Origin of the sequence: Zobellella endophytica, assembly GCF_003012775.1 — a bacterium.
Classification (GTDB): Bacteria; Pseudomonadota; Gammaproteobacteria; order Enterobacterales; family Aeromonadaceae; genus Oceanimonas; species Oceanimonas endophytica.
The window spans coordinates 412,648-426,836 of the sequence record NZ_PXYG01000002.1 but is presented as its reverse complement, the minus strand read 5'-3'; the positions used below and the strand labels follow the sequence as shown (position 1 = coordinate 426,836).

Below are 14,189 nucleotides of genomic sequence, written 5' to 3'. Positions count from 1 at the left end.
CTTGCATGGCTCTAGCTCGCGAGACCTTGAACAGGCTCTTAAAACACCTTGGTCAGGGTCAGGCGGAACAGATCGCCGCTGGGCCCGTTCTTCACTTGGTATTCATTGAGGTAGGCGGCGTTCAGGCCCAGCATCAGCGAGGGCCAGAAATAGCCGGCCTCCACCCCCAGGGCGTGTTTTTCGGCCTTGCCGGTGCCGGCCGGCACTCCCTTGCTGTTTTCCAGCTGCCAGGCATCGTAACCGACCAGGCCCAGCTCCAGGCCGTTGTCCAGCCGTTTGCCGAGGCCCCATTCCACCAGCCAGCTGTCGCCCGGGGTGATGCCGGTCTCGTCCTGTTTCGACTTGATCTCGTAGCGGGAGAGGGCGGAGGCGGACCAGCTCTTGGCCGCGTCGAAATGGTAAGTACCACCCAGGGTCAGCATGGTGGTCTTGTGGCCCTTGCCGATGGAGGCGGGCTCGGTGCTGCTGTAGTCGCCGGTATCCAGCCAGATTCCGGCGGCGAACACCGCGTCCCACTGCTGGCCGTGCCAGCCCAGCACCACCGGGCCGACAAAGATATCACCCACGCCGGACTCCTTGCTGTTGGCGAAGTCGAAGTCGTTGCGCTGCACCGGAATGATGGTTTCGAAGCCGTAATCGGCGCCGAGCAGTTTTTTCTCGGTAATGTGGATAAAGCGGTTGGCCAGGGCGGTCACATTGCCCTTGAGGGGGGCGGTGTCGCCATTGGGCAGTGTGATTTCGTCAAAATCGTAGTGCACCAGATAGCCCCGGTAATAGGTGCCGGCGGGCGGCACCACCGGGCCCTTGATGCCCTCCACCCCGGGCACATAGTGGCCGTTGGCGGCCAGGGCCGGGCCGGACAGGGCGGCCAGGGCCAGGGCGACCGCTTTAACCAGCCTGGTCTGTTTTGGTTTGCTCCCCGGTATGGTTGCGCATGCTAGTGTCATAACTTCTCCTTGTTGTTGATATGGGCGGTCGACTCGGTTCAGTGAAACCGTCAACGCGGCGCCGGCTTGTTTATCTAAACAGATGAGTAACGCACTGTTGATATTTAATCAACAATCGTGCCACTGTGGCACGATGTTTAATGGTTTGTTTTATATGGGTTTTTAGGAATAAGTCGGAAAAGGGGAGCGAAAAAACTTGGTGAAATGATGAAGTGGCGGGCGAGGGGTTGATGAAATGATAAAGCCGCCATGCCACGGGGAGTGGCATGGCGGCGGGCCCTCAGAGCTGCTGGTGCGGGCCGAACACTTCGTAGTGCAGCTGCTCGTCGGCGATGCCCCAGCCGGAGAGTTGCTCCTTGACCATGGCCATAAAGGGCAGGGGGCCGCAGAAGTAGTAGTGGGCGCCGGGCAGCAGGATGCTGTCCTTGACCTTGTTCAGATCCATCAGGCCGGTGGCGTCAAAATCTTCCGCCGGGCGATCTTGGGCGGCGGGCTCGCGGTACCAGACGTGGGTCTCCAGGTTGGCGTGGGCCTGGCGGCGTTGCCGGATATCGTCACCAAAGGCGTGCTGGGCGCCGTTTTCGCAGGCGTGCAGCCAGTGGATGGGCGCCGGGTGGCCCTGGGTGAGCAGCTGATCCAGCATGGCGCGCATCGGGGTCTGGCCCACGCCGCCGGAGATCAGCACCACCGGGGTGCCGGCATCCACCGCCATAAAGAAGTCTCCCGCCGGCGGCAGCAGCTGCAGCACATCGCCCTCGGCTACCTTGTCGTGCAGGAAGTTGGAGCCGGTGCCGCCGGGCTCGCGCTTGACCGCGATGCGGTAATCCCGGCCGTTGGGGGCCTGGCACAGGGAATACTGGCGGTATTCCTTGTGGGCTAGTTCGGCCGCATCCAGGTGCAGGCTGAGGTACTGGCCGGGCAGGTAGTCGGCCACTGGGCCGCCGTCGGCCGGGACCAGCAGGAAGCTGGTGATCTGCTCGCTCTCGGCCTGCTTTTCCTTCACCACAAAGGCGCGGGTGCCGCGCCAGCCGCCGGTTTTGCTCTCGTTGGCCCGGCAGATCTGCTCCTCCCGGCCGATAAAAATATTGGCCAGGGCGCCGTAGGCCTGGGCCCAGGCGTCGATCACTTCGGGGGTGGCCGCGTCCGGGGCCAGCTCCTTGATGGTTTCCAGCAGGTGGTGGCCGACGATGTCGTACTGGCCGGGCTGGATGGCAAAGCCGGTGTGCTTGTGGGCGATGCGCTCCACCGCCGCGCTCAGCACCACTGGGTTGTCGATATTTTTGGCATAGGCCAGTACGGCGGCGAACAGCGCCGCCGGCTGGCGGCCGGACGCCTGGTGGCTCAGGTTGAACACGTCCTTCAGCTCCGGGTTGTCGCGGAACATGCGCCGGTAGAAGTGCTCGGTCAGGGCGGTGTTGGCCGACTCCAGCAGGGGAATGGTGCTCTTGATGATGTCGATGGTGCGTGCGTCCAGCATTTTGCTTCTCCGTTTTAATTAATATGTGAGGTGCAACTTTTCGCGTATCTTATAGGTACATTTGATATGCATCAATAAGATCCTGCGGCTTTTATGCATGGTCCGGCCAGTGGAGAAGCGGAGAAAACGGCATTTTCCCTTTGCAACAGCGGGCTTAGCGACAACAATACTGTTATTTGCCAACGAATGAGGACGCCCCCATGACCCAAGATTCCCGCCTGCAGCAGGTACTGGACGCCATCGACGCGGAAAACCGCCAGGATCCCCACCAGGAGCAGGCCGACGGCCAGAGCTGGCCCAAGGAATACCTCTACAGCCTGCGTATGAGCGAGCAGCTGGCCCGATTTGCGCCGAACGCCTCCGAATTGCTGCAAATCGCCGCCCGGGCCCAGCACATCCGGCGCTGGACGGTGCCCCGTACCGACTACCCCATGGACAGAGCCGGCTACAAGCACTGGCGCACCGATCTGGCGAAATATCACGGCGAACTCACCGCCAAACTGATGGAAAATGCCGGTTATGGTGAGGAAGATCAGGAACGGGTGAAGGCCCTGCTGCTGAAGAAGCAGCTCAAGCGCGACGACGAGGTGCAAACCCTGGAAGACGTGATCTGCCTGGTGTTCATCCACTATTACCTGGAAGACTTCGCCACCAAGCACGAAGAGGAAAAACTGCTCGACATCATCCGCAAAACCTGGGGCAAAATGTCGGAAGCGGGCCACGCCGCCGCCCTCAAGGTGCCGCTCAGCGCGCCGGTGCAGAGCCTGGTGGGCAAGGCCCTGGCGGCCTGAGCCGGACGCTCAGCACCTGGCCTTGCCGAAGGTGGCCGAGGGCAGCTCGCCAAAGCGCTGCTGGTAGTCCTTGGCGAAGCGGCCCAACTGGGTAAAACCGCAGTCCATGGCGATGCTGGAGACGCTTTTTCCGGCATCGGCCTGCTGCAGGCGCCGGCGTACTTCCTCGTAGCGCAGGTTGCGAAAGTGCGCCACCGGCGAGCAGCCGTAGAACTGGTGAAAGTCTTTGTACAGCCGTTCACGGCCGATGCCCACCAGTTGTTCAAAATCCGACAGCGTCAGCGATTTATCCAGATTTTTCTGCATCATGGCTTCCAGTTCGTGCAGGTAGGCGGGCCTGTTGAGCTGCCTGTCTTCCAGCTCGCGGGAATAGTTATGCGGCTGGGCATAGAGCAGGCCGGTGATCAGGGTGTCCTGGAAGGACGCCCAGACGTGGGGAAAGTCGAACAGGCTGCTCTGGTTTTGCAGCATGCCCTGCAGGGTGGCGACCGTGTTCCACCAGTCGCCCATGCCCTCGTTCAGCCGGATCCCCGGCTCGAAGATCACCGCTTTGGTGATTTCTCTGTGCAGCAGCGACGCCAGTTTCTGCTCTACCGCGGTGCGGGAGATGCGCACCAGCTGCTTGCGGCAATCGGCGCCCAGTATCAGGCTGACCGGATGGCCGGGGGAAATGATCAAACCCAGCTCAGGGTTGGATTCAATTCTGTCCTTTTTGTGTTCGACATACTGGCTGCCGGCCAGCGGCAGGCTGATGCTGTAGCTGTGCAGCAGATCCTGGGTTTTGACATGGGCGGCGGTGGAATATTCGATCACGCCGAAGGATAGCTGGCCCAGCACGGCACCCTGGTGGCGAAACAGCAGCTCGTTGGGCTTTAGAATTTCCAGATCGTGGGGGCCGCAGACGCTCCTCATCCAGTCGCGGGCCGAACTGATGCTGTTCAGCTCCGCGGCCAGAAATTGTCGCTGTACCCTGTGGTGGTACTGGCTCATGGTATTCCCTCTCGGACAGTGCTTCCGGCCTCGTCATCACCGGCATCCGGCCGTGATGAGTTAATAATTTTTTATTTTTTAACATCTGTTTTACGCGGCATCTTGTGCTCTTTGCCCGCGGCTGTCAACCAAGGGCGGGCAGGAGCGCCGCCTGACACCGGCCTTATGAAGGCTCACTTCGCTTAACATTTTCGACCCATAAAAACTGCATATCGTTAACCGGCAAACTGAATATTGCCCCTTTCCCCGGAGCGCTAGATTGGCAGCCATAGCAATCAGGTTCAAAAGGAGAGGACCCCATGAGCACCCAGAGAAACTTGGCCCAGTGGCAAGCGTTCATCGAAAACAGCCTGGACTTTCGTCCCGATGAGGGCGTGTTCCGCATCGCCCGGGACATCTTTACCGACAGGGAACTGTTCGATCTCGAGATGGAGCTGATTTTCGAGAAGCAGTGGATCTTTGCCTGCCACGAAAGCCAGATCCCCAACCCCAACGACTTCATCACCATGCAGGCCGGCCGCCAGCCGATGATCATCACCCGCGACGGCAAGGGCGAGATCCATGCGCTGGCCAATACCTGCCAGCACCGGGGGGCGACCCTGACCCGGGTGTGCAAGGGCAACCAGTCCACCTTTACCTGCCCCTTCCACGCCTGGTGCTACAAGTCCGATGGCCGGCTGGTGAAGGTAAAGGCGCCCGGTGAATACCCCGCCGACTTCGACAAGTCCAGCCGCGGTCTGCGCCAGGCGCGCGTTGCCAGCTACAAGGGCTTTGTCTTTATCAGCCTGGACACCGAGTCCGGCCTGAGCCTGGAGGATTTTCTCGGCGACACCCGGCTGTTCTTCGACATGATGGTGGAGCAGTCCGCCACCGGCGAACTGGAGGTGCTGCCCGGCCAGTCCACCTATACCTTCAATGGCAACTGGAAGCTGCAGAACGAAAACGGCCTGGACGGTTACCACGTCAGCACCGTGCATTACAACTACGTCAGCACGGTGCAGCATCGTCGTGAGCTGGAAGCCCAGAAACAGGGCGCCAGCGGCGACACCCTGGACTACAGCAAGCTGGGCGCCGGCGACAAGGACACCGACGACGGCTGGTTTTCCTTCCGCCATGGCCACAGCCTGCTGTTCAGCGACATGCCCAATCCCCAGGTTCGCCCCGGTTACCGGACCGTGATGCCGCGCCTGCTGGAGCAGCTGCCGGAAGAGCGGGCCAGGTGGACCATGCACCGGCTGCGCAACCTGAACATCTACCCCAGCCTGTTCTTCATGGATCAGATCAGCTCCCAGCTGCGCATCATCCGCCCGGTGGCCTGGAACAAGACCGAGGTGATCAGCCTCTGCCTGGGCGTCAAGGGCGAGTCGGACGCGGATCGGGAAAACCGCATCCGTCAGTTCGAGGACTTCTTCAACGTCTCCGGCATGGGCACCCCCGACGATCTGGTGGAGTTCAAGGAATCCCAGCGCGGCTTCGAGGCCCGGCTCTCCCCCTGGAGCGACATTTCCCGGGGTTACGAGAGCTGGCAATACGGCGAGACGCCCAACAGCAAGGTGCTGGGCATCACGCCTGCGATCACCGGGGTCGAGTTCACCCACGAAGGGCTCTATGTGAACCAGCACGGCGCCTGGCAGCAGATGATGCGGGAAGGACTGAAGCAAAAGGTAAGTCAGGAGGAGGCGTAAACCATGGAACATCAACAGTCACTCGAGCAGTTTTTTTACCGGGTTGCCGAGTTCTGCGACAACCAGGACTGGGACAACTACCTGGAGCAGTTCGCCCCCGAATGTGAATTCCATATTCCCCAGTGGGACAGCGAGCACAGCTATACCCAGGATCCCAAGCGGGAAATGTCGCTGATGTATTACCCCAACCGGGGGGGCATCGAAGACCGGGTGTTCCGCATCCGAACCGGCAAGTCGGCGGCCTGTACCCCCATGCCGCGCACCCTGCATCTGGTCAACAACCTGCGCTACCGGCAGGGCGAGGATGGCCGGTTCCTGGTGAAGGTGAACTGGGTTACCCATTACTACCGTTTCGGCGAGAGCCACCACTTCTTCGGCACCGCCCATTACCGGCTGCGCCGGGAAGGGGACGCCTGGAAGATCACCTACAAGCAGTCCATCTTGCTGAACGACAGGATTGATTCGGTGCTGGATTTTTATCACGTCTAACTGGGCCGAGGTTGTTATGTCTTATTCTGCCGCCATCGTATTCCGTGATGGGAACACCCGCTTCATCGAAGTGAAGGAAAACGAGTTTCTGATGGATGCCGCCCTGCGCCAGGGCGTCAACCTGCCGGTCGACTGCCGGGAAGGGGTTTGCGCCACCTGCCGCGGACGCTGCGAGTCCGGCGAGGTTGAACTGGAGTATGTGGATGACGAGGCCCTGAATGAAAAGGAACTCGAGGCCGGCCATATCCTGGCCTGCCAGACCCGACTGAAGTCGTCCGGCTCCTTCTATTTCGATGTGGACTCGACCCTGTGCAGCGTGTCGACCGAGCTTTTCGAGGGTACCGTCAGCGCCTTCAAGCAGGTATCGGACGCCGCCGCCCTGATCGAGATCAAGCTGGAAGGCGAGGGCGGTCGGCTCAAGTACCTGCCCGGTCAGTACGGCCGGGTGCAGGTGCCGGGCACGGACGAGTGGCGGGCTTACTCCTTCGCCAACCACTCGACGGAAGAAGGCTTTGTGCGTTTTCTTATCCGGCTGCTGCCGAGCGGGGTGATGAGTGATTACCTGCGCCAGCGCTGCCGGGTGGGCGACGCCATCCGCTTCGAGGCGCCCATGGGTGCCTTCTACCTGCGGGAAGTGGAACGCCCCCTGCTGATGGTGGCCGGCGGCACCGGCCTGTCCGCCTTCCTCAGCATGTTGGAGCGGCTGGTGGCCAGGGGGGATTGCCCGCACGCCATTCGCCTGTGCTACGGCGTGACTCAGGATCAGGATCTGAGCGAGCTGGAGCGGCTGGACTCCTTCAAGGAAAAGCTGGCCGACTTCGACTACGAGGTCATCGTGATGAAGCCTTCCGAGCACTGGCCGGGCAAGCGTGGCGTGGTGTGCGACCTGTTCGACCAGGACTTTTTGCAGCAGCCCTTCGATGCCTACCTGTGCGGGCCGCCGCCGATGATCGACGCCACCCAGACCTGGCTGGAAGTCAATCAGGTGGCCGATCACCAGCTCTATTTCGAAAAATTCGTGTCCAGCTGATCCGGCGCCATGGTCACTACGCATTCTGGAGATGTATCAATGAAAAAACTCAAGGCGGCCATTATCGGTCCGGGCAACATCGGCACCGACCTGCTGATGAAGATGCTGCGTTCCGACTGGATTGAGCCGGTCTGGATGGTCGGCATCGACCCCACCTCGGAGGGCCTCAAGCGCGCCCGCGAGATGGGCATCAAGACCTGCGACACCGGCGTCGACGGCCTGCTGCCCCACGTGCTGGCGGACGACATCCGTATCGCCTTCGACGCCACCTCGGCCTATGTCCACGCCGAGAACAGCCGCAAGCTCAACGAACTGGGGGTCATCATGATTGACCTCACCCCCGCCGCCGTCGGCCCCTTCTGCGTGCCGCCGGTCAACCTCAAGCAGCACGCCGAAACGCTCGAGATGAACGTCAACATGGTCACCTGCGGCGGCCAGGCCACCATCCCCATGGTCGCCGCCGTGTCCCGGGTGCAGCCGGTCGCCTACGGCGAAATCATCGCCACCGTCGCCTCCCGCTCGGTCGGCCCCGGCACCCGCCAGAACATCGACGAGTTCACCCGTACCACCGCCGGCGCGGTGGAGTCGGTGGGCGGCGCCCGCCAGGGCAAGGCCATCATCATCATCAACCCGGCCGAGCCGCCGCTGATGATGCGCGACACCGTGCACTGCCTGGTGGACGGCGAGCCGGACCAGGCCGCCATCACCCGCTCGGTGCTGGACATGGTCGAGCAGGTGCGCCAGTACGTGCCCGGCTACAAGCTGGTCAACGGCCCGGTGTTCGACGGCAACAAGGTGTCGATGTTCATGGAAGTGGAAGGCCTGGGCGATTTCCTGCCCACCTATGCCGGCAACCTGGACATCATGACCGCCGCCGCCCTGCGCACCGCCGAGATGTTCGCGGAAGAAGCGGCCAGCGGCGCCATTACGTTGCCGGCCCGGGGCTAAGGAGACAAGCGAGATGAACCTGAACAACAAGAAGGTCGTGCTGCACGACATGAGCCTGCGCGACGGCATGCACGCCAAGCGCCACCAGATTTCCCTCGAGCAGATGGTGGCCATCGCCACCGGCCTGGACCAGGCCGGCATGCCGCTGATTGAAGTGACCCACGGCGACGGCCTGGGCGGCGCCTCGGTCAACTACGGCTTCCCCGCCCATACCGACGAGGACTACCTCAAGGCGGTGGTGCCGCGGATGAAGCTGGCCAGGGTGTCGGCGCTGCTGCTGCCCGGCATCGGCACCGTCGACCACCTGCGCATGGCGCGGGACCTCGGCGTGAGCACCATCCGGGTGGCCACCCACTGCACCGAGGCGGACGTGTCCCAACAGCACATCGGCCTGGCGGCCAAGCTGGGCATGGACACCGTCGGCTTTTTGATGATGGCGCACATGGCCAGTCCGGAGAAGATCCTGGAGCAGGCCCGGCTGATGGTGGACTACGGTGCCAACTGCATCTACGTCACCGACTCCGCCGGCTACATGCTGCCCGATGACGTGACCGCCCGCCTGGGGCTGCTGCGCGCCGAGCTGCCGGCCACGGTGGAGCTCGGTTTCCACGGCCACCACAACATGGGCATGGCGGTGGCCAACTCGCTGGCGGCCATCGAGGCCGGTGCGGTGCGCATCGACGGCTCGGTGGCGGGCCTGGGCGCCGGTGCCGGCAACACCCCGCTGGAAGTGCTGTGCGCGGTGCTCGACCGGCTGGGTGCCGACACCGGCATCGACCTGTACCGGATTATGGACGTGGCCGAGGACCGGGTGGTGCCGATGATGGACCAGCCCATCCGCGTCGACCGGGATGCGCTGACCCTGGGCTACGCCGGGGTGTACTCCTCCTTCCTGCTCTTCGCCCAGCGCGCCGAGGCCAAGTACGGCGTGTCCGCCCGGGACATCCTGGTGGAGCTGGGTCGTCGCGGTACCGTCGGCGGCCAGGAAGACATGATTGAAGATCTGGCCCTGACCCTGGCCAAACAACAAGGACTGAAGTGATGAGCAAGCTGACCCAAGCACAGATTGAACACCTGGCCGAGCACCTGGAAACCGCCGAGCTCGAGGCTTATGAGGTGACCAAAATCACCGACGACTACCCCGAGATGAGCTACCAGGATGCGTTCGACATCCAGTGGGAAATCCGCCGTCGCAAGGAGGCCCGGGGCACCAAGATAGTGGGCATGAAGATGGGCCTGACCTCCTGGGCCAAGATGGCGCAGATGGGGGTGGAGCATCCCTGCTACGGCTTCCTGGCCGACTACTTCAGCGTGCCGGACGGTGGCGACATCAAGTTCGATGAGCTTATCCACCCCAAGATTGAAGCCGAGCTGGCGTTCGTCACCAAGGAAGAGCTGAAGGGCCCGGGTTGCCACATCGGTGACGTGCTGCGTGCCACCGACTTCGTGCTGCCGGCGGTGGAGGTCATCGACTCCCGCTACAAGGACTTCAAGTTCGACCTGAAGAGCGTGATTGCCGACAACTCCAGCTCCAGCCGTTTTATCACCGGCGGGCGCATGGCCGAGGCGAGCGAGCTGGACCTGAAGACCCTGGGCGTGGTGATGGAAATCAACGGCGAAGTGGTGCAGACCGGCGCGGGCGCGGCGGTGCTGGGTCACCCGGCGGCCTCGGTGGCGATGCTGGCGAACATGCTGGCCGAGCGCGGCGAGGTCATTCCGGCGGGCAGCTTCATCATGATTGGCGCCATCACCGCGGCGGTGCCGGTGCAGAAGGGCGACAGCTTCGTGGTGCATTACCAGGGGCTGGGCAGCCTCAGCGGGCGGGTGGTGTAACCCGCACGACAGAACGACAGAACGACAACCGACAGAGCTACAGAAGGACACGCCGCCATGCCGATAGTACTGGTGAACATGATGGAAGGGCGCAACGACGCCCAGAAGGAAGCGGTCATCGAGGAAGTGACCGCCGCCCTGGTGCGGGCGCTGGACGCGCCGCGGGAGTCGGTGCGGGTGCTGATTAACGAGCTGCCCCCGCAACACTTCGGCATCGGCGGCCAGTCGGCCAAGAAGTTGGGGCGTTAGCCGCGATTGTCCCCCGGACACTGACTACGAGCCCGATAGCAAGCACACAACAGGAGGCCAGGATGCCCCACTACACCATTACCCTGCACCACCCGGACCAGGCCAGCGAACGGTTCCCGGTCCAGGCCGGGCAAACCCTGCTCGCCGGGGCCGAGGCCGGGCTCACGCGGCCGGTGCCGGTGGGCTGCCGAGGCGGCGGTTGCGGCCTGTGCCGGGTGCGCATCCTGCAGGGCCCCTACCAACGGCAGTGCATGAGTCGCCGTCATGTCGGCCCCGGGCAGGCACAACTGGGCTATGCCCTGGCCTGCAAGGTGCTGCCCGAGGGTGACCTGGATATCGAGCTGGCCACCCCCTGCCCGGAGACACCGGCGGCCCGGCTTTGCAACGGACATGGATAAAGGAGTAAGGACGATGAAAAAAGGTGTAATCCGCCCCGGCCACGTGCAGCTGCGCGTGATGAACATGAACGACGCCCTGGCCCACTACCGGGACCTGCTCGGCCTGATTGAAACCGACCGGGACGACCAGGGCCGGGTGTACCTCAAGGGCTGGACCGAAGTGGACCAGTTCTCGGTGGTGCTGCGCGAGGCCGACGAGCCCGGCATGGACTTTATGGCGTTCAAGGTGCTGGACGAGGCCACCCTCGACAAACTGCACCAGGACCTGCTCGCCTACGGCGTGGTGGTGGAGGACATCCCGGCCGGCGAGCTCAAGGGCTGCGGCCGCCGGCTGCGCTTCGTCGCCCCCACCGGCCACCACTTCGAGTTGTTCGCCACCAAGGCCCAGCCCGGCCGCTACGGCATCGGCAACCACAACCCGGAAGCCTGGCCGCGCGACCTCCAGGGCATGAAAGCCCAGCGCTTCGACCACTGCCTGCTGTACGGCGACGACCTGGACGGCACTTACAAGCTGTTCCACGAGGTGCTCGGCTTCGACCTGTGCGAGCAGGTGCTGACCCCGGACGGCGAGCGGGTGGCCCAGTTCCTCACCGTGTCGATGAAATCCCACGACGTGGCCTTTATCAAGCACGCGGAGAAGAACAAGTTCCACCATGCTTCCTTCTTCCTGGAAACCTGGGAAGACGTGCTGCGCGCCGGCGACCTGATTTCGATGACCAACACCTCCATCGACATCGGCCCGACCCGCCACGGCATCACCCACGGCCAGACCATCTACTTCTTCGACCCGTCGGGCAACCGCAACGAGGTGTTCTGTGGCGGCGATGCCTTCTACCCGGACCACCCGCCCATCACCTGGGACGCGGACAAGCTGGGCAAGGCCATCTTCTACCACGACCGCCAGCTGAACGAACGCTTCCTGACCGTGCTGACCTGAGCGAGAAGCTGGAAGCCGGAAGCTGGAAGCTGGAAATCAACACCGTCACTCCCGCGCAGGCGGGAGTCCAGGCCCCGGGCGCCGGGGCGACCCATGACGAGAGCAATGCCATGACTGAATTCAAGCATTTTATTAACGGCGAGTACGTCGCCTCCCGCAGCGGCAAGACCTTCGACAACCGCTGCCCGGTGGACAACCGCCTCATCGGCCAGGTGCACGAAGCCGGCCGCGACGAGGTCGACGCCGCCGTCAAGGCCGCCAAGGCCGCGCTCAAGGGCCCCTGGGGCCAACTCACCCAGGCCCAGCGCACCGCCCTGCTGCACAAGGTCGCCGACCGCATCAACGAGCGCTTCGACGAATTCCTCGAGGCCGAGTGCCGCGACACCGGCAAGCCCTACAGCATCGCCAGCCACATCGACATCCCGCGCGGCGCCGCCAACTTCACCGCCTTTGCCGAGACCCTGGCCAACCACCCCACCGAGGGCTTCCGCCTGGACACCCCGGACGGCAAGGGCGCGCTCAACGTCGGCCACCGCACGCCCAAGGGCGTCATCGCGGTTATCGCTCCCTGGAACCTGCCGCTGCTGCTGATGACCTGGAAGGTGGGCCCGGCCCTGGCCTGCGGCAACACCGTGGTGGTCAAGCCCTCGGAAGAAACCCCCGCCACCACCACCCTGCTGGGTGAGGTGATGAACGAGTGCGGCGTGCCGCCCGGGGTGTTCAACGTGGTGCACGGCTTCGGCCCCGACTCCGCCGGCGAGTTCCTCACCAGCCACCCGCTGGTGGACGCCATCACCTTCACCGGCGAGACCCGCACCGGCGAGGCCATCATGAAGGCCGCCGCCGTGGGCCTGCGCAATATCTCGCTGGAGTGTGGCGGCAAGAACCCCGGCATCGTGTTTGCCGACTGCGACCTGGAGAAGGCGGTGGAAGGCACCATGCGCTCGGCCTTCGTCAACTGCGGCCAGGTGTGCCTGGGCACCGAGCGGGTGTACGTGGAGCGCCCTATTTTCGACGCTTTCCTGGCCCGCATGAAAGAGGAAGTGGCCAAGCTCAAGCTGGGCCGGCCGCAAGACCCGCAGGCCAACTTCGGCCCGCTGGTGAGCCAGGAGCACCGGGACAAGGTGCTGTCCTACTACCGCTTGGCGGTGGAAGAGGGTGCCACCGTGGAAATTGGCGGCGGCATCCCGGACATGGGGGCCGAGCTGAATGACGGCGCCTGGGTCGAGCCGACCATCTGGACCGGCCTGAGCGACGACGCCCGGGTTATCCGCGAGGAAATCTTCGGGCCCTGCTGCCATATTCGGCCGTTCGACAGCGAAGAGGAAGTCATCCGTCTGGCCAACGACACCGACTACGGCCTGGCGGCGGCCATCTGGACCGAGAGCAGCAGCCGGGCGGTACGGGTGGCGGAGCAGATGGAAGCGGGCATCGTGTGGGTGAACAGCTGGTTCCTGCGTGACCTGCGCACCGCCTTCGGCGGCGCCAAGCAGTCCGGCATCGGCCGGGAAGGCGGGGTGCACGGCCTGGAGTTCTACACCGAGCTGAAGAACATCTGTATCAAGTTGTAAGGACAGACCATGAACCAGGAACAGATTATCCACCACGGCGACGAGCTCTACCGGGCCCTGCGCCAGCGCGAGACCCTGGCGCCGCTCACCGACCGCGCTGCCGACATCAGCATCGACGATGCCTATCACATCTCGCTGCACCTGCTCGACCGCCGCCTGGCCGACGGCGAGCGGGTCATCGGCAAGAAAATCGGGCTCACCTCCCGGGCGGTACAGACCATGCTCAAGGTGGATCAGCCGGACTTCGGCTTCCTCACCGACGCCATGGTGTACAGCCAGGGCCAGGAGGTGCCCATTGGCGAGCAGCTTATCCAGCCCCGGGCCGAGGGCGAAATCGCCTTTATCCTCAAGCGCGACCTGATGGGGCCGGGGGTGACCGCCGCCGACGTGCTGGCCGCCACCGAGTGTGTGCTGCCCTGCTTCGAGGTGGTGGATTCGCGTATCGAGAACTGGCAGATAAAAATCCAGGACACCATCGCCGACAACGCCTCCTGCGGGGTGTTCGTGCTGGGCGACACCGCGGTGAGCCCGCGCAAGCTCGACCTGGCCAGCTGCGGCATGGTGGTGGAAAAGAACGGCGCCATCATCAGCACCGGCGCCGGGGCGGCGGCCCTGGGCAGCCCGGTGAACTGCGTGGCCTGGCTGGCCAACACCCTGGGGAAGCGCGGCATCGGCCTGAAGGCGGGGGAGGTGATCCTGTCCGGCGCGCTGGTGCCGCTGGAGCCGGTCAAGGCGGGGGACTACCTGACGGTGTCCGTCGGCGGCATCGGCAGCGCCTCGGTGCGCTTTAGCTGAGTTCCTCGTGGGGCCGGCAAGTCCGGCCCCTGAAGAAGCAACTGTGAGT

The 14,189-nt window shown here is 63.6% G+C and carries 15 protein-coding genes; 12 read left to right on the top strand and 3 right to left on the bottom strand.

Features of this window, described 5'->3' with window-relative positions; all coding sequences use genetic code 11:
- Window positions 1–38: 38 nt before the first annotated feature.
- Window positions 39–947, bottom strand: coding sequence for a SphA family protein (locus C7H85_RS07205; RefSeq protein ID WP_106729035.1), 909 nt, complete (start codon window positions 945–947; stop codon window positions 39–41).
- Window positions 948–1,227: 280 nt separating this feature from the next.
- Window positions 1,228–2,424 (bottom strand): NO-inducible flavohemoprotein, encoded by a 1,197-nt coding sequence (hmpA, locus tag C7H85_RS07200; protein ID WP_106729034.1) that lies wholly within the window; start codon window positions 2,422–2,424, stop codon window positions 1,228–1,230.
- Between the two features lie 200 nt (window positions 2,425–2,624).
- On the opposite strand from hmpA, the gene C7H85_RS07195 reads away from it, so the two are divergent.
- On the top strand, window positions 2,625–3,215 hold the full coding sequence (locus tag C7H85_RS07195; RefSeq protein WP_106729033.1) for a DUF4202 domain-containing protein: 591 nt from the start codon (window positions 2,625–2,627) through the stop codon (window positions 3,213–3,215).
- 9 nt (window positions 3,216–3,224) lie between these two features.
- Here C7H85_RS07195 and C7H85_RS07190 read toward each other — a convergent pair whose 3' ends face one another.
- Window positions 3,225–4,205 (bottom strand): AraC family transcriptional regulator, encoded by a 981-nt coding sequence (locus C7H85_RS07190; protein WP_106729032.1) that lies wholly within the window; start codon window positions 4,203–4,205, stop codon window positions 3,225–3,227.
- Between the two features lie 299 nt (window positions 4,206–4,504).
- On the opposite strand from C7H85_RS07190, the gene antA reads away from it, so the two are divergent.
- The 11 genes from antA to dmpE all read left to right on the top strand — a co-directional run bounded on the left by antA (window position 4,505) and on the right by dmpE (window position 14,140).
- On the top strand, window positions 4,505–5,890 hold the full coding sequence (gene antA / locus C7H85_RS07185; RefSeq protein WP_106729031.1) for an anthranilate 1,2-dioxygenase large subunit: 1,386 nt from the start codon (window positions 4,505–4,507) through the stop codon (window positions 5,888–5,890).
- 3 nt (window positions 5,891–5,893) lie between these two features.
- Window positions 5,894–6,379 (top strand): anthranilate 1,2-dioxygenase small subunit, encoded by a 486-nt coding sequence (antB, locus tag C7H85_RS07180; protein ID WP_106729030.1) that lies wholly within the window; start codon window positions 5,894–5,896, stop codon window positions 6,377–6,379.
- A gap of 16 nt (window positions 6,380–6,395) precedes the next feature.
- On the top strand, window positions 6,396–7,409 hold the full coding sequence (gene antC / locus C7H85_RS07175) for an anthranilate 1,2-dioxygenase electron transfer component AntC (protein WP_106729029.1): 1,014 nt from the start codon (window positions 6,396–6,398) through the stop codon (window positions 7,407–7,409).
- 39 nt (window positions 7,410–7,448) lie between these two features.
- Window positions 7,449–8,357, top strand: coding sequence for an acetaldehyde dehydrogenase (acetylating) (locus C7H85_RS07170; protein ID WP_106729028.1), 909 nt, complete (start codon window positions 7,449–7,451; stop codon window positions 8,355–8,357).
- Between the two features lie 13 nt (window positions 8,358–8,370).
- Complete coding sequence (gene dmpG / locus C7H85_RS07165) at window positions 8,371–9,399, top strand: 4-hydroxy-2-oxovalerate aldolase (protein ID WP_106729027.1); 1,029 nt, start codon at window positions 8,371–8,373, stop codon at window positions 9,397–9,399.
- Window positions 9,399–10,190, top strand: coding sequence for a 2-oxo-3-hexenedioate decarboxylase (dmpH, locus tag C7H85_RS07160; RefSeq protein ID WP_106729026.1), 792 nt, complete (start codon window positions 9,399–9,401; stop codon window positions 10,188–10,190). Before dmpG ends, dmpH begins: the two co-directional genes overlap by 1 nt.
- Window positions 10,191–10,247: 57 nt before the next feature.
- Window positions 10,248–10,439 carry a 2-hydroxymuconate tautomerase gene (locus tag C7H85_RS07155; protein WP_106729025.1) on the top strand — a complete coding sequence of 64 codons (192 nt, stop codon included), beginning with the start codon at window positions 10,248–10,250 and terminating at the stop codon, window positions 10,437–10,439.
- 62 nt (window positions 10,440–10,501) lie between these two features.
- On the top strand, window positions 10,502–10,837 hold the full coding sequence (locus C7H85_RS07150; RefSeq protein WP_106729024.1) for a 2Fe-2S iron-sulfur cluster-binding protein: 336 nt from the start codon (window positions 10,502–10,504) through the stop codon (window positions 10,835–10,837).
- 13 nt (window positions 10,838–10,850) lie between these two features.
- The gene (locus C7H85_RS07145; protein ID WP_106729023.1) at window positions 10,851–11,774 is read left to right on the top strand and encodes a catechol 2,3-dioxygenase; all 924 of its coding nucleotides are present in this window, start codon (window positions 10,851–10,853) and stop codon (window positions 11,772–11,774) included.
- A gap of 110 nt (window positions 11,775–11,884) precedes the next feature.
- Window positions 11,885–13,345 (top strand): 2-hydroxymuconic semialdehyde dehydrogenase, encoded by a 1,461-nt coding sequence (locus tag C7H85_RS07140; protein ID WP_106729022.1) that lies wholly within the window; start codon window positions 11,885–11,887, stop codon window positions 13,343–13,345.
- Window positions 13,346–13,354: 9 nt separating this feature from the next.
- Window positions 13,355–14,140, top strand: a complete 786-nt coding sequence (gene dmpE / locus C7H85_RS07135; RefSeq protein ID WP_106729021.1) for a 2-oxopent-4-enoate hydratase — start codon at window positions 13,355–13,357, stop codon at window positions 14,138–14,140.
- Window positions 14,141–14,189 lie beyond the last annotated feature (49 nt).